Here is a 17,814-nt window from a genome sequence, read left to right as displayed (position 1 = left end):
CGACCTCGCCGGGTGGCGGGCGGTGTTCGCCGTGAACGTCCCGCTGGGCGCTGCGGTGTTCTTCACGGGGTACCGGTACCTGCCGCGCATCATCCCTGCGGGACCACGCCCGGCGTTCGACCTGCCGGGCATGGTGCTGTTCGCGCTGTCGCTGACCTCGCTGCTGGTCGTGCTGATGACGCCGCAGTGGTGGCCGCTGCTGGCGATCACTGTCGCCGCCATGGTGCTGTTCGTCCGTCGCGAGCTTCGACACGGGGAACCGTTCCTGGACCTGCGGGCGGCGGGAACGAATGTGGCCCTGTCGTTGACGTTCCTGCGCACGCTGCTGGTGAGCGTCGCGTTCTACGCGTTCATCTACGGCTACCCGCAGTGGGTCCAGCACACGCGTGGCCTGTCGCCCGCGGCGAGCGGCCTAATCCTGCTGCCGGCGTTCCTGGCGGCCATCGCCGCGTCCGCCGTGACCGGGAGTTCGCCAGTCGTGCGGAAGAAGTTGATCGTCGCCATGATCGTGCTCTGCGCACCGACCCCGCTGCTGCTCACGCTCGGCGACACCGGCCCGGTGTGGGTGCTCGTGATCCCCTGCGTGTTCATGGGGGCCGGGCAGGCGATCGCCCACCTCGCCAACCAGACTGCGCTGCAGCACCAGGCCGACCCGGCTCGGATGGGTTCCTCAGCTGGGTTGCTACGCACCTTCACCCATCTAGGGGCGGTGCTCTCGGCGACGGTCAACGCAGCGCTGTTCGCCGGAGGCGCAGTGACCTCCGCTCTGCACGGACTGGCCTGGTTCATGGGCGGCACCGTAGTCGCGACGCTCGTCGTCGTGATCACCGATCGCTCACTGGCACGGCTGGGCCGCCGCCCCTGAGACTGGATCAGTGAGCGCTTTCCGTCCTGGTCGGAGGTGGGCGTGAGCTGCTGCGGCGTGGCGTCACCGGATGAGTGAAGCGCCTGGTAGACGGGCGATTGACTAGATCAACTCGAGCTGACCAGGAGCTTCGGTTGCCTTCCTACCCTTCGGGGTTGTCCGTGTCCAACCACGCCCTCATCACCCTCGCCGACGCCCTCCGCGGCCGCCGTACGAAGGTCGTCACCCGGTAGCGGCGGCGGTCCGCCGGGGACCAGGCCGTGCTCGTGCCGGCGCACCTGGCAAGGGCGACACCTACGCCGAGCTCGCCGCCGGATACCGCATCGGCACGACCACGGTGTTCCGCGACATCAGCGAGGCGATCGAGGTCCTCGCCGCCCTCGCCCCGACCCTGGCCACAGCGATGGCGCTCATCAAGGCCAAGGCGTTCGTCATCCTCGACGGAACCCTGCTGCGCATCGACCGGGTCGGGATGGGCTCAGGACGGGACCGGCCCTACTACTCGGGCAAACACAAGTGCCACGGCGTGAACGTGCAGGTCATCACCGATCCGGCGGGCCGGCTGGTGTGGGCGTCGGCCGCGCCACCCGGCGCCCGCCACGACATGGGCGCTGCCCGCGACCACGGCATCCTCGAGGCCTCCAGACAGCGCAGGTGAGGGTGATCGCCGACAACGGCTACCGTGGGTCCGGGTTCGACGTCCCGCAACGTCCCCGCCCGAAAGACCCCGAGACCGCCAAGCGGCGCAAGCTCTCCCGCAACCAGCCCGACGTGAACTCCGCCCACACCCGTCAGCGCGGGCCGGGCGAGCGCGCCAACGCCGTCCTCAAGACCTGGCGCGTCCTACGCAAGATCCGCTGCTGCCCTCACCGGGCCACCGACCTCGTCAAGGGCGTCCTCGTCTCATCCACGCCGGCTGAAGCCAAATGGCAAGGGCTCAGTGGGACCAGAGGGCTGACGCCGCTCCACCGGAGGATGCGCCAAGCGGTATCGCGTTCACCAGCTCCGAACGCGACGACCAGATCGCCCGCCGCCACGCCAAAGGCTCCCGAGACGGCCGCCCACCAGCCTTCGACCCGGTCGTCTACGCCGGCCGCAACGTCGTCGAGCGCTGCTTCAACCGGCTCAAACAGTTCCGCGACCTGGCCACCCGCTACGCCAAGCGCGCCGCCTACTTCCGCGCCGAGATCACCATCGCCGCCACGATCCTCTGGCTCCGCCAGGACTTACAGGACACCCAGCCTCTGCCGCCCCCGACCGGGTTGCCCGTGATGAGCTGCTGTCGCTGGGCCTCGCTCAGGTCGCGTGCGCCCGGCACGAGCGAGGGCGGAGGGTGGGACAGCCCGCCCGAACCCAGTTCCAGCACGCGCTCCTCGGGCTGGACCTGCGGGCCCCGCTCCGCAGCCTGCTCCCGGTTCGAACGGCGGCGCGGTCGGGGTGGCGGCGGCGAGGGGCGAATGCCTCCGGGGTCATTGACTCACAGCTCGTCGAGGCCCTGCGCTATCTGGTGCAGCCGGTGCATGTCGTGGAGCACCAGCACCCCGGCCTTGCGTTGCACGAGACCCTCTTCGCGGAGCTCCCTGAGCAACCGGGTGACCACCTCGCGGACCGTCCCCGTCGCGTGGGCGAGATCCTGCACAGACGACCGCATCACCACGGCCGCGCCTTCCCGCACCGCGAGGTCGAGCAGGTGCCGAGCCACGCGCTGACGCAGCGGGGACAGGACGTGCTCGGCCAACAGGGACACACTCGCGTGGTGCGCGTCCAGCAGTCCGCTGATCACCGCACGCGACATCGTGGCGTCGACATCCGCCAGGGACTCGACCACCGAGGTCCGGAAGATCACCATCCGGCTGTCGAGGACGGCCTGCGCATCCGTGGTGGGTCCCGCCTTACCGTCCACCGTCCGCAGGTTCGGCACGCCGAACGCCGAACCGGGACCGGCGTACTGGAAGGTGACCTGCCGGGCGCCCGATGCCACGTACACCCGCAACGAGCCCGTGACGACGAGTCCCACCTTGGCCACGCTGCTGACGGAGCGCAGGTGGTCGCCGGCCGCGAGGTGGAAGTGCTCGGCCGTGTCGAGCAGTTGCCGACGGGCGTCAGCGGAGACACGCGCGTAGCCGCTGCTGAACCAGGCGGCCTTGAGCTCGTCGGTCTCGTGGATGGAGTCGGCGTCGACTGACATCGGGATCCTCTCAGCCTCGAGGCATTGCCGACCACCTCGCTGCGGCTGCGCCCGGTGCTCGACCGTGGCGGGGTGGCGCGTCCCGTCACACTACGTCTGCCGGCGCGCCACCGAAACCGCGTGCCCGTTCCGGCCGAGGGAGCGGCGACGGCGGCGCACCCCTGCCCGGAACGGATCGGCTGGTGGTTCCATCGCCTCACCGCTTCGCCCTCCGGGTACGGCCACGCCTGCCGGGACACGACCCCTGCGGACATTTGTTTCTGGTCCGGACCCGGCGCCGCTCCCACCATGGGGCACTCGCCTCGGGTTGTTCCGGGCGAGATCGCAGACTCCACCGAGGTGAGGGTGACAACGCTGCTGCTGTCGAGCCGCTCGTACCCCTGCTCGGTGGGGGCATCGTGTTCGGCGCGTCGTGGCGCAGCCCCGGGGTGCCGGAAACCGGGGCTCTACCAGTCCTCCTGACCCACCGCAGAACAGGCCCGTGCACTTGAGAGGCGACAACCGATGACCTACACCGTGTCGAGCATGCGAACCCCTCCCTCCACGTACGCGTGGAGCCGGTTCGGCGCTCCGGAGTACACCGACTGGCTCGACGAGTCGCTCTCCTGGAAGGAGAGCTGCTACATCGGTGACTGGTCGTTCCTGTGGCAGCACAGGATCACCGGACCCGACTCCCTCAAGCTGCTGGCCGACATCTCGGTCAACAGCTTCGAGGGTTTCCGGCTCGGGCAGAGCAAGCACGCCATCCACACCGATGCCGATGGCAAGGTCATCCACGAGGGCATCGTCACCAAGTTCGGCGACGACGACTTCGTGATGCACGGCCGGGGTGGGTTCTGGGCGAACTACCGGGCCGAGCGGGGCTCCTACGACCTGAAGATCACCCAGGAGGACTGGTTCATCTACCAGGTCTCCGGGCCGAAGGCCCTGGCGCTGCTGGACAAGCTGGCCACCGACAACCAACTGCGCGAGACGAAGTACATGCACGTCTGCCCCCTGAAGATCGCTGGCCACGACGTGGTGGCGCTCCGGCAGGGCATGGCGGGTGAGATCGGCTTCGAACTGCAGGGACCACGGGAACACGGGGACGCCGTCTACGCGGCGGTGCTGGAGGCCGGGCAGGAGTTCGGCATCCGCCGCCTCGGGGCTCGCGTCACGATGATCAACCACCTCGAGGCGTGCTTCCCGACGATCGCGACCGACTACATTCCCGCGATCTTCTCCCCGGACATGGCGGAGTACCTGGAGGTGTTCCGGTCCTCGATGCCGCCGTTCGCGCAACCGGCCTACATCGCCGGCTCCTACGACGGCCGTGACATCAGCGAGTACTACCGCAGCCCTGTCGAGCTGGGTTGGGGCCGCAACATCAAGTTCGACCACGACTTCGTCGGCCGCGCCGCGCTGGAGCGGGAGAAGGCACAGCCGCGCCGGGTCATCCGCACGCTGGAGTGGAACGCCGACGACGTCGTCGACGTGTTCAGCTCGTTGTTCCGCCCCGGCGAGCACTACCCGTTCATGGACATGCCGCGCGACCAGCGGGGGTTCATGTGGGCCGACAAGGTGACCGCAGGAGGTGAACTCGTCGGCGTCACCACCTCCCGAGGCTACAGCTACTACTTCCGCAAGATGCTGTCCCTGGCGACCATCGACGTGGCGCACGCCGACATCGGCGAGCGGCTGACGGTGCACTGGGGAACCCCGGACGGACCGCAGAAGGAGATCCGCGCCATCGTCGCACCGGCTCCGTACAAGCAGGACCGCAGCAGGGGCGACCTGCACGCCGTGTGATGCCGGTTCCATCGTGACAGCCAGCTGGTTCACCGCGGGCGCCGTCGCGGCGTGCGCTGCCTCGGGTGCAGGTCACCTGGCGCAGCTCGTGCTGCGGCGGCGGTCGCGGATCGAGGTGCACCACGACCTCGTGCAGTTGAGCATGAGCGCGGGGATGGCGGCGATGCTCGTCGGCCACGCCGCCTCGGCGACCACCGCCATCGTGGCACTGATCGTGCTCGTGACGTGGCCCGTCGTCGCTCGTGGCCCGATGCGCGACGCGGTCGACTGGCACCACGTGGTCGCTGCAGGAGCCATGCTGTTCATGGCCGTCGTGGGGCACAGCAGCGCGTACGTCCACGCGACGAGCTTCGGGATCTCGCTCGTCGCGCTCGCGAGCAGCGGCTACTACCTCTCGCACCTGATGTCCATCGCTGCGGGTCTGGAGGGGCCGACCCGCAGCGGAGGCGTCCTCGACCGCGTCACGTCGGCCACCATGTCATCGCTGATGGTCGTCATGCTCCTCGGGATGCTGTGAACCCTTTCTTGTCGGCGGCGGGTGCTGCACCTGCCGTCAGCGCTCGCTGCCGTCGGACGGGAACGCGGGCACCCGCCCGGATTTCACCCACCAGCACCGACCGGGCCTGGCCCGCCGTCACCACGCTGCCGGTGACCAGAACGGCCGTACGCGTGGGCCTGTCGGCTGCGATCCGCGTCGCCGCGGCGATCGGGTCGGGCAGCGGCGAGCGCACCACGACGTGGTCCGGTCCGAACCCCGTCGAGGCGACCTCTGCCAGTGCCGCCGCTGGCAGTGCCCGCGACGACTCGGCCTGCGTGACGATCTGCGATGCGACGGGTTCGAGTGCGTCCGGGATGCCGTCGACGTCCTTGCCGGCTAACACACCCCAAGCACCACGCCGAGGCGGGCCACGCCCAGCGACTCGCGCAGACCGCGCACGGTGGCGCCTATCCCGGCTGGGTTATGGGAGGCGTCGATCACCACGACCGGGTCGTCGGCCACCCGTTCCAGCCGGCCCGGTGCACGCACAGCGCCCAGACCGCGGTGGACTTGCTCCGCGGTGAGACGTGCGCCGTCGACGTGGAGGAACCCTTCGACCGCAGCGAGCGCCACGCCGGCGTTGTCGGCCTGGTAGGAGCCCAGCAGGCGCAGGAGGAGGTCCGGCAGCTCGCCGACACCGAGGCCCACGTGCAGCACCTGCTGCGGCCGGCCCAGGCCCACCGGGCCACGAGCGCCTCCTCGATCTCCGCGATCCTCTCGGCGGGTCGGCCGGTTATGCCGATCTCCTCAATGGCGGTGCGGTCGGGAGGTCCTGCACCTGCAGGGGCGCCAGGACGGCGGGGCGCTGGCCCCGCAGCGAGCTGACCAGGACCAGTCGGTCGGCCTCGGCAAGGTCGTCGGGGAACAGCACCCGCTCGCGCAGGAGCCCGACAGCGAGAAGCCGGCCGCGTTCGACTCCGGGCAGGCAGCCCGAGCCCAGCGGCGGGGTCCACCAGCGGCCGCCCAGGTGCGCGGCGAGGGTGGCGGTGCAGGTCTCGGTGACCTCGCCGCGCTCGTTGACCAGCACAACGTCGTCGGCATCCGGGTGGCGTCGCAGCCTGTCCAGGTAGGGCGCGCGGCGGCTGGTCTTGTGGTGGGGCCAGCAGCTCGTCGAGTCGATCGGCTCGGTGTCCACCGCGAGCCGAACCGGACCAGTGCCTGGGTCGGGTAGCGGCTCGAGGTCCACGGCGAGGGTGCCGTCGCGGCTGCAGCGCAGCCGGACCCGCGCGGGCCCGGCGCCGGTGAGCCGGGCCGCGAGGAGCCCACGGGCTGCTGCCTCGTCGAAGCGGAAGCCGAAGTAGCCCGCGGAGTCGGCGAGGCGGGCCAGGTGGGCGTCGAGGTTACGCACGCCCTCTCCTGGCCGGTGGCGCATCGTCTCGATCAGCTCGAACTCCTCGTGCCGGGCGGCCAGCACGCGCGACTTCGCCAGCAGTTCGGCGTACTCGGCCGCGGGCTCGGAGCTCCACGTGATCCCGCCACCGGCACCGTAGGTGAGGGCGTCGCGGGCGCGGTCGGCCTCGACGGTGCGGATGGCGACGGAGAACCGGGCGCGGATGGAGGCGTCCGGAGGACCCACGATCCCGATCGCGCCGCAGTAGACACCCCGCGGCCCGTCCTCGAGGTCCCGGATCAGTTCCATCGTCCGCGCTTTCGGGGCGCCGGTGACTGATCCGCACGGGAACAGCGCCCGGAAGATCTCCGTCAGGCCCACCCCGGGGCGCAGCTGCGCGGTGACGTCAGAGGTGAGCTGGTGGACCGTCTCGTAGCGCTCGGCGGCGAGCAGGCGCGGCACGGCGACGCTGCCGGGCTCCGCGATGCGCGACAGGTCGTTGCGGACCAGGTCGACGATCATGACGTTCTCCGCGCGCTCCTTCGCGCTGCCCCGCAGCGCGGCGACGGCCGCGGTGTCCTCCGCGGTGGTGCGCCCCCGCGCCGCGGTGCCCTTCATCGGCCGCATGAGGATCGTCTCGCCGCGCTGCTCGAAGAACAGTTCCGGGCTGGCGCTGGCCACCGTGAAGCGGCCCAGGTCGAGGTAAGCGTTGTGGGCGCCGCGCTGGCCGAGCGCGAGTTCCCGGTAGAGCGCCTCGGCGTCGCCCACAGGGGCGGCGTGCAGCCGGGTGGTGAGGTTGCACTGGTATGTCGCGCCCGCGGCGATGCGTTCCCGCACCCGCTCGACCGCGTGCCGGTGCGTCGGCGCGTCCCACGCGGGCGACCAGGTACGCGGCGGGACCGGCGCGCCCGGCGCCACCACGGGGACGCGCTCCGGTTGGTCCACGACGCCGAACCACACCAGCGGCAGTCCGTCCACCGGGTCGTGGCCGACCAGGTCGGGGTCCAGTCCGGCCGCGGCCTCGTAGGCGACGAACCCGAACGCCCACTTCCCCGCGTGCGTCTGCTCGTCCACCTCGTTGAGCGCGGTGGCCACCTCATCGAGGCGCGTGGCCGTCACGACTCGGTCGACCCCGGCGAACCGGACAGCGGCGCCGGCGACGAGGTCGTCGAACCGGGCCCAGGGACCGGGGGGAGTGCTCATCGATCGCCCTTCCTCAGTCGGATCCCGCGCAGGCGTGCTCGCAGGCCGGGTGTCCGATCGTGCCCCTCGTGCGCGTCCACGGGATTGGCACTTCGTCCCGGCTCGACCGGCGACGTGACCCGGCGCAGACCCGGGCTGCCCGACCGGCCCACCGCACGTCGACCCGTTCGTCTCCGGACCGGACGCGCGCTCGGGCGTGGGACGGGCCCTCCGGACCTCCGCGATCCACGATCCAACCACCCGACTCCGGAGAACCGGGGAACGTCATGGTATCCGAGCTACCGGGAGAACCTCGGGGAGACAATTGTCTCTTGGCTGCTGGTGAATGCGTCGGAACGCTACTCGCTATTCGGACAGCCGTACCCGGTAGAGGGCCTGGCAGCTGGTCAGCCTGCGGTGCGAGGCCGTGTGACCGTCGCCCGCCGACCGCCGGGCGCATATGACTGGAGAGATCGATGACGATTCGACGCGGCATCTGTGCCGTTGCACTCGTGCTGTCGGTCGCAGCGTGCGCCCCCGCCACGACGGGTGCGGCGGAGGCCGGCACGGCCGAACCCGAACCCGCCGCGGCAACGCTGGAACTCGTGCCCAGCCCGGCCACCATGGAGGACCTCGTCGAGATTCCCGGTAGGGGGACGATCCTCGCTTCCGGGTTCTCCCCCTCGGCGGGCGGCGCTCTGCACGCCATCGGCATCGACAGCCGCCGGATCCAGCAGCTGTGGCCGGCACCGGACGGCGCGCCGGCCCGGGTAGCGCACGACGCCGAGTCCTTCCCCGGCTGCGCCCTGCCCCCCGCCGCAGCCGACGCCTCTCCGCACGGGCTCGCCCTCACCTCGGCCGGTGAGCGCACCCGCCTGTACGCGGTGAACCACGGTTCTCGCGAGGCCATCGAGGTCTTCGATGTCGACACCGCCGGCGAGCAGCCCCGTCTGACCTGGGTGGGGTGCGTGGAGCTGCCGGAGGGGACCTACGGCAACGGCGTCGCCGTCGACGACGAAGCGCGCGTGTACGTCTCCAACTTCATCGATCCCGCCGACGTCCAGGGCAGCTTCGCACGGATACTGCGGGGCGAACCCATCGGTGACGTCCGGACCTGGACCCGCGACAGCGGGTGGAGCACCGCTGCGGGCGGCACCTACGTCGGCGCCAACGGTGTCGCCGTCGACGCCCGGGGTGAGCAGTTGTTCGTGGCGGAGTGGGGTGGGCGGTCCGTGCGCCGCGTCGACCTGGCCACCGGCGAGACGACCACCACCGCCGAGATCCCGTACATGCCCGACAATCTGCGCTGGGGACCCGACGGCGCGTTGTACACCACCGGTCAGGATCTCACTCCCGACCAGTTCGCCAGCTGCCTGACCCTGGATGTCACGGTCTGCCCGTACGAGGGCTTCGAGGTGACGCGCATCTCCCCAAACACCCTCGAGCTGGCCGCGGTCCGCCGCTACGACGGCACCGACTTCGGTCACGCCGCGACCGCGCTGCCGACCGCCGCCGGCGGTTTCTGGATCGGCAACGTCTTCGGCCCGCCTCAGGTGGCGTTCATGCCGTGATCACTCGTCCTTGATCGCTGCCGGCGGCTGGGAGCGCCGCCACCCCGCCACAACCGTCGTGGTCGGCCGGGCGGGTGAGGCCCGCGCCACGGCCGATCGCGCGGACGCTGCCGTCGATCTGGTCCCTCCTGTACGGCTCACCTGACAGCTCCTCGGCGGGTACGCCCGCACCGACGACCTCGGGAAGTGACATGACAAGCGCACCCTCGACGCTCACCGCGTCCCGTTCGCCCTCCCTGCGCAACGCCGACCACGGCCGGCTGCTGCTGCAGTGCCCGGACCAACCCGGCATCGTGTCGGCGATCGGCACCTTCCTCTCCCAGGCGGGGGCGAACATCATCACCCTTGACCAGCACGCGACGGCCGAGCAGGGGGGCGAGTTCTTCCAACGGACCGTCTTCCACCTCCAGGGGCTGTCCGCCGCCCGCGACGAGCTGGAGCGCGCCTTCGCCTCGGAGGTCGCCGACCGGTTCGACATGCAGTTCGCGCTAACCGAGGCGGCCACGCCGAAGCGGGTGGCCATCATGGTGTCTAAGACCGACCACTGCGTCCTGGACCTACTGTGGCGCAACCGGCGCGGTGAACTCGACATGAACATCGCGATGGTGATCTCCAACCACCCCGACCTCGCCGAGCAGGTCCGCCCCTTTGGCGTCCCCTACGTCCACATCCCCGCCACCCGGGACAACCGTGCGGAGGCCGAGCAGCGTCAGTTGGAGCTGCTGCGCGGCAACGTCGACCTGGTCGTGCTCGCCCGCTACATGCAGATCATCACCCCGGAGTTCCTCACCGGCGTCGGCTGTCCATTGATCAACATCCACCACTCGTTCCTGCCGGCGTTCATCGGCGCCGGGCCGTACGCCAAGGCCAAGGAACGCGGGGTGAAGCTGGTCGGTGCCACCGCGCACTACGTCACCGCCGACCTCGACGAGGGCCCGATCATCGAACAGGACGTGGTCCGGGTCGACCACCGCCACGACACCGCGGACCTCATGCGCCTGGGCGCCGACGTGGAGCGCTCCGTGCTGTCCCGGGCTGTGCGCTGGCACTTGGAGGACCGGGTCGTCCGCCACGGCAACACCACCGTCGTCTTCTAGGAGCACGAGATGTCCGCTGAGATCATCGACGGCAAGGCCACCGCGAAGCTGGTCCGCGACGACGTCGCCGACGGGGTGGCGGAGTTGGTGGCGGCCGGGGGCACCGCCCCCGGGCTCGCGACCGTGCTGATCGGCGACGACCCCGCCAGCGAGGTCTACATCCGCAACAAGCGCCGCGCCTGCACCGCCGCCGGGATGACCGACCTGCACCAGCACCTGCCCGGCGACGCCGACCAGGAGACCGCCGCTGCCTTGATCGACCGGCTGGCCGCCGACCCTGCCGTGTCCGGGATCCTGCTGCAGCTACCCGTCCCGGTTCACCTCGACCCGGACGCGCTGCTCGCCCGCATCCCCGCGGACAAGGACGTCGACGGGCTCACCACGGCCAACGCCGGCCTCCTCGCCCAGGGCCGCCCCGGGCTGCGCCCCTGCACCCCCTCCGGGGTCATGGTCCTGTTCGACCGGCACGGCGTCGAACTGGAGGGTGCCGAGGCCGTCGTCGTGGGGCGATCGGTCCTGGTGGGCAAGCCGATGGCGCAGCTGCTGCTCGAGCGCAACGCCACCGTGACCCTCTGCCACTCCCGCACCCGCGACCTCGCGGAGGTGTGCCGGCGGGCGGAGGTCCTCGTCGTCGCCGCGGGCATCCCGGGGCTGATCGGTCCGGATCACGTCCGGCCGGGGGGGACGGTGATCGACGTCGGCATCCACCGCGAAGCCGGTGGTCTGTGCGGCGACGTCGACTCCGCCGTCTCCGAGGTCGCCGGGCGGTTGACCCCGGTCCCCGGTGGGGTCGGCCCCATGACGATCGCCATGCTCCTGGCCAACACCCTCACCGCGGCTCGGCGCCTTCAGGGCATGGGCGAGCGATGATGACCCCGTCCCCCGGCCCGGCCGGGGCTCCGGCCGGCCGGTGCCGGGTCATGGGCATCCTCAACGTCACCCCGGACTCGTTCTCCGACGGCGGCCGGCTCCTCGATCCGCGCCGTGCGGTGGCTCGCGGCCTGCGGATGGCCGCCGCCGGGGCGGATCACGTCGACGTCGGCGGGGAGTCGACCCGGCCAGGTGCCGACCGCGTCCCCGCGGAGGAGGAACTGTGCCGGGTGGTGCCCGTCGTCGGAGAGCTCGTCCGGGCCGGTGTGGCCGTCAGCATCGATACCACTCGCGCGACGGTCGCCGAGACCGCCGTGATGGCCGGTGCGACTCTGGTCAACGACGTCAGCGGTGGCCTCGCCGACCCGGCGATGGCGGCGGTGGTTGCCGATAGCGGCGTGAGGTGGGTCCTGATGCATTGGCGGGCCCCCAGCCGGCACATGGACGAGGCCGCCGACTACGACGACGTCGTCACCGACGTCCGGCGCGAGCTGCTCGCACGGGTGGAGGCGGCGATCGCCGCGGGTGTTCGGCCGGAGCAGCTGATCCTCGACCCCGGGCTCGGATTCGCCAAGCGCCCGGCGCACGACCTCTGCCTGCTGGCCGGACTCGACGCCCTTCTCGATCTCGGGTTGCCGGTCCTCGTCGGCGCTTCACGCAAGCGGTTCCTGGGCTCGGTCCTGGCCGGGGGCGACGGCGTGGCGCGGCCCCCGGCCGAGCGGGACACGGCCACCGTCGCGACCACCGTGCTCGCCGCCCGTGCGGGAGCGTGGGGTGTGCGGGTGCACGACGTCGCCGCCAGTGTCGACGCCGTGCGCGTCGTCGCGGCGGTCGACAGCCACGCCGCAACTGCCGAGCGGCGATTACGCTGCACCCGGGTGATGCCACGAGTCGTGCAGGACGGCGCACCGTGATCCGGCCGCAGCCCGCGGGGCGCTCGGCCTCCGGGCTGCGGCCGGGATACCGCACGGCCGGCCGGCTCACTGGTGCACCTTCCCTGGGTCCGGTCCGGCTGGGAAGGTTCGGATGCACCACTGGTGGCAGCCGGGTGATCGCCCTGCTCGCTTGACCGTGCAAGGTCCACTCTGAGTTCTGCGGGGCCCGGCGGTCCCCGGCACGCCGACTGGCGACAGGGCTGCGCGCCGACGAGCGCCGATCAGTGAGCGACCGGCTGTCGTGTCGGGAACCACCGGGTGCCTACCTGCTGCGGCAACAGACAGGAGGCAATGATGAGCGTCGCGCCCAAGCCCGGTTCTTCGCGACCCGCCGAGCGGACTCATCCGGACACGTCAGCGCCCACCGGCGGGATCGACTGGGCCAGCGACAGCCACGCGATCGCGGTCGTGGCCGGCGACGGCACCGCGTTCGACCGGTTCACTGTCGCCCACACCGCGGCGGGGTTGCGCGGGCTGTGCCGGCGCCTGCAGCGCGCCGGGGTTGAACAGGTCGGGATCGAACGCGGCGACGGCCCGGTCGTCGAGGCCCTGCTCGCCGCCGGGTTCACGGTGTTGGTCATCCCGCCCCTGGCGGTCAAGAACCTGGGCGGGCGCTACGGCTCGGCCGGCAACAAGGACGACCGGTTCGACGCCTACCTGCTGGCCGATGTGGTGCGCACCGACCGGGCGCGGCTGCGCCCGTTGACCTCGACACCCCGGCCACGCTCACCCTGCGCGCGATCTGCCGGGCCCGCAAGGACCTCCTCGCGCACCGGGTCGCGCTGGCCAACCAGCTGCGCGCCCACCTGGGCGTGGCTTCCCCGGCGCGGTCGGGCTGTTCGCCGACATCGACTCGAAGATCAGCCTGAGGTTCCTGCGCCGGTTCCCCGACCAGCAGCGCGCCGACTGGCTCTCGCCCACCCGGCTGGGCGCCTGGCTGCACGGCGTCGGCTACTGCGGGCGCACCAGCCCCGAAATCCTGCACCAACGGCTGACCACGGCGTCGCGCGGGCTGACCGGCGACGGCGGCGCCCGCGCCCAGATCACCCTCGCCCTGGTCGCCGCGCTCGAGGCCATCGGCGCCCAGATCCAGGTGCTGGCCGACCAGATCGAAGAACAACTCGCTCTGCACCCCGCCGCCGCGCTCTTCACCAGCCTGCGCCGCGCCGGGCAGGTCCGTGCCGCCCGGCTGCTCGCCGAGATCGGTGACGCCCGCGGCCGGTTCCCCACCGCGGACTCGCTGATCTGTCTGGCCGGGGTCGCCCCCTCGACCCGCCAGTCCGGCAAGGTCAAGATTGTCAGCCTCCGCTGGGCCGCGGACAGACAGCTCCGCGACGCGGTTTGCGACTTCGCCGGGGACTCCCGCCACGCCAGCGCATGGGCCCGCCACCTCTACGACCAGGCCCTCGCCTGCGGCCACGACCACCCCATGCCGTGCGCATCCTGGCCCGCGCCTGGCTGGGCGTGATCTGGAGATGCTGGCAGACCCGCACCCCTGCGACCCCGCCCGACACCGCACCGCCCAAGCCCACCAACAAGATCAATCAGCGGTGGCTTGACACAGGGCTACTCAGAGCGGCTCCGGCCGGAACAACGGCAGGGTGTGCCCCGCGTCGCTGTCGACGTAGACCACCTCGACGCGGTCGTCAATGGAGATCGCGTCCGGGTCGCATTCGACGAGCCGGGCGGGGAACAACGGGCCCTCGTCGAGTTCGATGATCGCCAGGACGTAGGGCACCTCGTCGAGGAAGTCCGCGTCGATCACCTGGTGCACGACGGTCGTGGCGAACACCTTTCCCCGCCCCGACGTCGCTACCCACTCCATGTCGTCGATGCGCGGGATGTCGTCGTGGTCGCGGCACACGGTGAACGGGAACCAGTCGCGCCCGCACAGCCGGCACCGGCAGAGGTGGAACTCGTGCTTCTTCAGCCCGTCCCAGAAGGGGACCTGGTCAGGGTCCACCGCAACCAACGGGCGGTGGATCCACGGTCCGAGCTGGGGATGCGTCGTCATTGAAGTCCTCCGGGACGTCACGAGATGCTGTTTCCGAGGACCACGCTGCCCGAGATGGGGCACATGTACGGCAGGATCATCTCCCAGCCGTGGCCGTCCATCAGGGCGATCTCGGCGTCCGGCACCTGCCGGTCACCGCACACCCCCTGCAGTTGGCGGGTGGCCTCCACGAGGTTGCCCATGTCGCCGCAGTGGTAGGCCGAGAGCAGTCCGCCGTGGGTGTTCATCGGATGGCTGCCGCCCGGTGCCGTCGCGCCGGACTCGACGAACGCGCCGCCCTCGCCCTTCTCGCAGAACCCGTAGTCCTCCAGCGTGAGCAGGAACTCCGCGGTGAAACAGTCGTAGAGCTCGGCGACGTCGACGTCGCCGATCTCGATGCCGGCCTGGCGGAAGGCGACGTCGCGCGCGTGGCCGCCGTCGGTACGCGTGAAGTTCGATTTATCCCACCAGGCCTCGCGGGCGGCGTCTCCGAACCCTACGCCCTTGACGTACACCGGCTTGTTGCGCAGATCACGCGCCCGTTCCGCGGTGGTGATGATGGCGGCGCACCCGACGTCGCTCACCACGCAGTTGTCCATCAGCCGGTAGGGGTGCGACACCCAGCGACTGGCCAGGTAGTCCTCCATGGTCAGCGGCCGGTCGAAGAACTTGGCCTCCGGGTTGAGGTTCGCCCAGGCGCGCTGCGCCAGTGCGACGGAGCCAAGCTGCTCGAACGTCGTGCCGTACTCGTGCATGTGCCGGGAGGCCATGAAGGCGTGGACGGCCGCGGCACCCGTGGTCGCCTGCCAGCCGACGTCGACGAGGCCCCCGCCGTCGCGGTTGAGGCTCCACTTGTTGTCCCCAGTGACGCGCCCCGCATCGCCCTGTTTCATGGCCTTGGCCTGCGAGAGCCAGGACAGCCCCAGCGACACCGACACGTAGTTGGCGTTCCCCGTCGCGAGGGCCTGCGTCGCAAAAAAAAGACCCGCCACGGCGCCAGCCATCCGGCCAATCGGGTAGTAGAAGTTGGACGACAGGCCCAGCTTGCGGGAGAAGGCGTCGCTGCCGTTCTGGGCCGCGGCGTGCACCGCCCCGTCGATGTCGCCGCGGGTGAGGCCGGCGTCCTCGATCGCTTGGACTACGGCCATCAGTTCCATCTGCTGGGCGCTGAGCCCTTGTGCGCCGGTCCGCGTCGTCGGCGAGACACCGACCCCGACGATGGCGAAGCGGTCCCGGAAGTCGTGGCTCATCGGTGGTCGTTCGCGGCGGGCGCCGCGGCCTCCTCGATGGGCTCGCGGAACTGGTACATGACGCCGTCGCAGGAGGCGGCGGTGGTGAAGAACGCCTTGCGGTCGTTCCAAGCCTTCGGGGGGCCGGTGAACTGCACGCCCTTCTCGGCGAGCTCGGCGTACTCGGCGTCGGCGTCGTCGGTGTGGAAGCAGATGTGCTCGATCACGGCCTCGGAGGAGCCGAGGCGCTTGCGCTTGTACTCGGGGTCGGAGTACTCGATAAGTTCGATCTGGATCTCGCCACACGGTGCCCATGCGACCTTGCCGGGGCCAAGGTCGATGACGTCGTCGACAGCGATGTCCAAGATGCCCTGAAGGAAACCCTTGGCCTGGTCGATGTCATCGACCACGATCCCGACGTGGTGGATACGACGGTCCTTACTCATTCAGCTGACCTCGACTTTCTGCTCGGTGATCTCGAACTCGGGGGTGTAGATGTCGCGCAGGACTTTTTTCGCGATCTTTCCGCTACCGGTGTAGGGCCAGTCGGTGACGAACCGGACGTGGCGTGGCACGCGGAAGTTGGCCGCACGCGACTTGCAGTGCACGACGATCTCCTCAGCCGTCAGTGAGCTCCCCGCGGCACGTTCGACGATTGCGAGAACGACTTCACCCATTCGAACGTCTGGAACACCGATCACAGCGGCCTGGTGAACACTGGGGTGTTCCAGGAGTAGCGCTTCGACCTCTTCGGCTGAGGTGTTCTCCCCGCCGACTCGGATCATGTCTTTCAATCGCCCCACGTAGGTGAGGTAGCCCTCCTCGTCGAAGCGGCCCAGATCCCCCATGTGCAGCCAGCCGTGGGCATCGACCACCTCCTGGGTGCGCTCGTCGTCGCGGAAGTAGCCGATCATGCGGTTCCAGCCGCGAATGCAGATCTCACCTACCTCACCGGCCGGGACCTCGCGTCCGGTCTCGGGGTCGATGATCCGCAGTTCGGTCCCGGTCATGGGACGCCCGGCTGTGACCCTGCGCTTCTCCCACGGATCGGTGATACAGCCCGACGTCCCGCCGCCCTCGGTCGCCCCGTACAGCTGGATGAGTTCGAGGCCGCCGAAACCGTCGCGGATCTGGTCCATGACCGCGGGCGGGCCGCCGGTCCAGCCCGATCGCAGGGCACTCAGGTCGAACTCGGCGAAGCGCGGGTGCGCCATCTCCATCAGGTACATGGTCGGGATGCCGCCGCGCGAGACGCAGCGCTCGCGCTCCATCAACTCCAGAACCCGGCCTGCGTCGTAGTGGCCCGGGGTGACCTTGGTGCACCCGAGGACGAGCGGCACGGTGAGCGCGCTGGCACCACCGACGTGGTAAACGGGTTGGGTGTTCAGGACCGGGTCGCCGGCTCTGACGCCGAGCCGCGAGAACGTCTCGGGGGCGTAGTTGAGCAGGTGGCGGTGGTTGAGCAGCGCCCCCTTGGGTGCTGCTGTCGTTCCGGAGGTGTACTGCAGCAGCGCGGGGCTGTCCGGTGTGAGGTCCACGTCGAGCGCGGTGGTGTCCGCGGGAGCTGTGTCGAGCAGGGCGGACCAGTCCATCGCGGACAGCCGCCCTGGTGAGACGCTGATCAGCCGCTGCAGCGACGGGAAGCTCGCCGTCGTCGCCTGGCCAGTCGGGGAGAGCATCAGGTCCGGCGCGACGCCCTCCAGCAGCTCCTCGAAGTCGATCCCGAGGAACTGGGGCTGGATGATGAGCACCTTCGCCCGGCTGTGGGACAGCAGGTGCGTCAGCTCGAACCCCTTGAACCGGGTGTTGATCGAGAGGACGACGGCGCCGAGCCGGTAGGCTGCGAACGCGGTAACCGCCCACTCAGCCAGATTCGGTGTCCACAGCGCCACGACATCACCACGTCGCACCCCGCAGGCGTGCAGCCCGGTGGCGGCTCTCGCCGCGAGGTCTCGCATCTCGCTGAACGTGATGCGGCGGTCCTCGAACACCCATCCGCAGGCCTCTGGCCAGCGCTGGGCTGCCGCCTCGACAGCGGCGCCGATGGTGGACTCGGTCGGCGGAACCGGTTCGGACGGCGATGGAACAGGAGTTCGTGAGTCCGGCACTTCCCACCTCGGGCTGTCATGGCCGGCCTGACGTGCCGGTCGCTGGATGTGATCGTGCGCCAGCGCACCATGCGGGCACCAGAAACATTGGTTTCTGGCGGGTGATCGGCCCCGGGCAGA

General features: G+C 70.5%; 17 protein-coding genes and 2 pseudogenes. 11 read left to right on the top strand and 8 right to left on the bottom strand.

Annotation, left to right across the window (positions count from 1 at the left end; translation table 11 throughout):
* The 3 genes and pseudogenes from ACFQH9_RS12075 to ACFQH9_RS12065 form a co-directional block, all read left to right on the top strand.
* Positions 1 to 865: MFS transporter (locus tag ACFQH9_RS12075; RefSeq protein WP_379566092.1), on the top strand; the 865-nt coding region annotated here is incomplete at its 5' end.
* Between the two features lie 134 nt (positions 866 to 999).
* Positions 1,000 to 1,765, top strand: a pseudogene (locus ACFQH9_RS12070) (transposase family protein); the annotation flags it as partial.
* 26 nt (positions 1,766 to 1,791) lie between these two features.
* A pseudogene (locus tag ACFQH9_RS12065) lies at positions 1,792 to 2,073 on the top strand (hypothetical protein); the annotation flags it as partial.
* 269 nt (positions 2,074 to 2,342) lie between these two features.
* Here the strand turns inward: ACFQH9_RS12065 and ACFQH9_RS12060 are convergent.
* Positions 2,343 to 3,053 carry a Crp/Fnr family transcriptional regulator gene (locus ACFQH9_RS12060; protein WP_379566091.1) on the bottom strand — a complete coding sequence of 237 codons (711 nt, stop codon included), beginning with the start codon at positions 3,051 to 3,053 and terminating at the stop codon, positions 2,343 to 2,345.
* A 525-nt stretch (positions 3,054 to 3,578) separates the two neighbouring features.
* On the opposite strand from ACFQH9_RS12060, the gene ACFQH9_RS12055 reads away from it, so the two are divergent.
* Positions 3,579 to 4,841, top strand: coding sequence for a glycine cleavage T C-terminal barrel domain-containing protein (locus tag ACFQH9_RS12055; protein WP_379566090.1), 1,263 nt, complete (start codon positions 3,579 to 3,581; stop codon positions 4,839 to 4,841).
* A gap of 13 nt (positions 4,842 to 4,854) precedes the next feature.
* Positions 4,855 to 5,358: a hypothetical protein gene (locus tag ACFQH9_RS12050; protein WP_379566089.1), complete on the top strand. Its 504-nt coding sequence runs from the start codon at positions 4,855 to 4,857 to the stop codon at positions 5,356 to 5,358.
* Here the strand turns inward: ACFQH9_RS12050 and ACFQH9_RS12045 are convergent.
* From ACFQH9_RS12045 to pabB, 3 genes are read right to left on the bottom strand one after another with little or no spacing between them, the layout of a single operon-like run.
* A complete protein-coding gene (locus tag ACFQH9_RS12045) occupies positions 5,336 to 5,722 on the bottom strand; it encodes a hypothetical protein (protein WP_379566088.1) in 387 nt (128 codons plus the stop codon). The genes ACFQH9_RS12050 and ACFQH9_RS12045 overlap by 23 nt on opposite strands.
* A complete protein-coding gene (locus tag ACFQH9_RS12040; protein ID WP_379566087.1) occupies positions 5,716 to 6,060 on the bottom strand; it encodes a folylpolyglutamate synthase/dihydrofolate synthase family protein in 345 nt (114 codons plus the stop codon). The genes ACFQH9_RS12045 and ACFQH9_RS12040 overlap by 7 nt, the downstream gene beginning before the upstream one ends.
* A gap of 52 nt (positions 6,061 to 6,112) precedes the next feature.
* A complete protein-coding gene (pabB, locus tag ACFQH9_RS12035; protein WP_379566086.1) occupies positions 6,113 to 7,912 on the bottom strand; it encodes an aminodeoxychorismate synthase component I in 1,800 nt (599 codons plus the stop codon).
* Positions 7,913 to 8,367: 455 nt separating this feature from the next.
* Here pabB and ACFQH9_RS12030 point away from each other — a divergent pair, with 455 nt between their 5' ends.
* The 6 genes from ACFQH9_RS12030 (at position 8,368) to ACFQH9_RS12005 (ending at position 13,832) form a co-directional block, all read left to right on the top strand.
* Positions 8,368 to 9,462: an SMP-30/gluconolactonase/LRE family protein gene (locus ACFQH9_RS12030; RefSeq protein ID WP_379566085.1), complete on the top strand. Its 1,095-nt coding sequence runs from the start codon at positions 8,368 to 8,370 to the stop codon at positions 9,460 to 9,462.
* Between the two features lie 191 nt (positions 9,463 to 9,653).
* The gene (gene purU, locus ACFQH9_RS12025; RefSeq protein ID WP_379566084.1) at positions 9,654 to 10,559 is read left to right on the top strand and encodes a formyltetrahydrofolate deformylase; all 906 of its coding nucleotides are present in this window, start codon (positions 9,654 to 9,656) and stop codon (positions 10,557 to 10,559) included.
* 9 nt (positions 10,560 to 10,568) lie between these two features.
* On the top strand, positions 10,569 to 11,429 hold the full coding sequence (folD, locus tag ACFQH9_RS12020) for a bifunctional methylenetetrahydrofolate dehydrogenase/methenyltetrahydrofolate cyclohydrolase FolD (protein WP_379566083.1): 861 nt from the start codon (positions 10,569 to 10,571) through the stop codon (positions 11,427 to 11,429).
* Positions 11,430 to 11,479: 50 nt separating this feature from the next.
* Positions 11,480 to 12,343, top strand: a complete 864-nt coding sequence (gene folP / locus ACFQH9_RS12015; RefSeq protein ID WP_379566082.1) for a dihydropteroate synthase — start codon at positions 11,480 to 11,482, stop codon at positions 12,341 to 12,343.
* Between the two features lie 312 nt (positions 12,344 to 12,655).
* A complete protein-coding gene (locus ACFQH9_RS12010) occupies positions 12,656 to 13,573 on the top strand; it encodes an IS110 family transposase (protein ID WP_379566081.1) in 918 nt (305 codons plus the stop codon).
* Positions 13,458 to 13,832, top strand: coding sequence for an IS110 family transposase (locus ACFQH9_RS12005; RefSeq protein ID WP_379566080.1), 375 nt, complete (start codon positions 13,458 to 13,460; stop codon positions 13,830 to 13,832). The genes ACFQH9_RS12010 and ACFQH9_RS12005 overlap by 116 nt, the downstream gene beginning before the upstream one ends.
* A 102-nt stretch (positions 13,833 to 13,934) precedes the next feature.
* On the opposite strand, the gene ACFQH9_RS12000 is transcribed toward ACFQH9_RS12005, so the two are convergent.
* From ACFQH9_RS12000 to ACFQH9_RS11985, 4 genes are read right to left on the bottom strand one after another with little or no spacing between them, the layout of a single operon-like run.
* The gene (locus ACFQH9_RS12000; RefSeq protein WP_379566078.1) at positions 13,935 to 14,378 is read right to left on the bottom strand and encodes a Zn-ribbon domain-containing OB-fold protein; all 444 of its coding nucleotides are present in this window, start codon (positions 14,376 to 14,378) and stop codon (positions 13,935 to 13,937) included.
* A 17-nt stretch (positions 14,379 to 14,395) separates the two neighbouring features.
* Positions 14,396 to 15,607: a thiolase C-terminal domain-containing protein gene (locus ACFQH9_RS11995; protein WP_379566077.1), complete on the bottom strand. Its 1,212-nt coding sequence runs from the start codon at positions 15,605 to 15,607 to the stop codon at positions 14,396 to 14,398.
* Complete coding sequence (locus tag ACFQH9_RS11990; RefSeq protein ID WP_379566076.1) at positions 15,604 to 16,032, bottom strand: VOC family protein; 429 nt, start codon at positions 16,030 to 16,032, stop codon at positions 15,604 to 15,606. Before ACFQH9_RS11990 ends, ACFQH9_RS11995 begins: the two co-directional genes overlap by 4 nt.
* Positions 16,033 to 17,694: an AMP-binding protein gene (locus tag ACFQH9_RS11985; RefSeq protein WP_379566075.1), complete on the bottom strand. Its 1,662-nt coding sequence runs from the start codon at positions 17,692 to 17,694 to the stop codon at positions 16,033 to 16,035. It abuts the gene before it with no gap.
* Positions 17,695 to 17,814: the final 120 nt, after the last annotated feature.

The sequence above is a fragment of the Pseudonocardia lutea genome (assembly GCF_042658055.1).
GTDB classification, from domain to species: Bacteria; Actinomycetota; Actinomycetes; order Mycobacteriales; family Pseudonocardiaceae; genus Pseudonocardia; species Pseudonocardia lutea.
The sequence above is the reverse complement of the archived record's forward strand: the minus strand, read 5'-3'. Positions and strand labels throughout refer to the sequence as shown.

Coding starts and splice junctions, on each gene's coding strand:
- ACFQH9_RS12060 (WP_379566091.1), bottom strand. CDS start 3,053: ATGTCAGTCGACGCCGACTCCATCCACGAGACCGACGAGCTCAAGGCC.
- ACFQH9_RS12055 (WP_379566090.1), top strand. CDS start 3,579: ATGCGAACCCCTCCCTCCACGTACGCGTGGAGCCGGTTCGGCGCTCCG.
- pabB (WP_379566086.1), bottom strand. CDS start 7,912: ATGAGCACTCCCCCCGGTCCCTGGGCCCGGTTCGACGACCTCGTCGCC.
- ACFQH9_RS12030 (WP_379566085.1), top strand. CDS start 8,368: ATGACGATTCGACGCGGCATCTGTGCCGTTGCACTCGTGCTGTCGGTC.
- purU (WP_379566084.1), top strand. CDS start 9,654: ATGACAAGCGCACCCTCGACGCTCACCGCGTCCCGTTCGCCCTCCCTG.
- folD (WP_379566083.1), top strand. CDS start 10,569: ATGTCCGCTGAGATCATCGACGGCAAGGCCACCGCGAAGCTGGTCCGC.
- folP (WP_379566082.1), top strand. CDS start 11,480: ATGGGCATCCTCAACGTCACCCCGGACTCGTTCTCCGACGGCGGCCGG.
- ACFQH9_RS12010 (WP_379566081.1), top strand. CDS start 12,656: ATGATGAGCGTCGCGCCCAAGCCCGGTTCTTCGCGACCCGCCGAGCGG.
- ACFQH9_RS12000 (WP_379566078.1), bottom strand. CDS start 14,378: ATGACGACGCATCCCCAGCTCGGACCGTGGATCCACCGCCCGTTGGTT.
- ACFQH9_RS11995 (WP_379566077.1), bottom strand. CDS start 15,607: ATGAGCCACGACTTCCGGGACCGCTTCGCCATCGTCGGGGTCGGTGTC.
- ACFQH9_RS11990 (WP_379566076.1), bottom strand. CDS start 16,032: ATGAGTAAGGACCGTCGTATCCACCACGTCGGGATCGTGGTCGATGAC.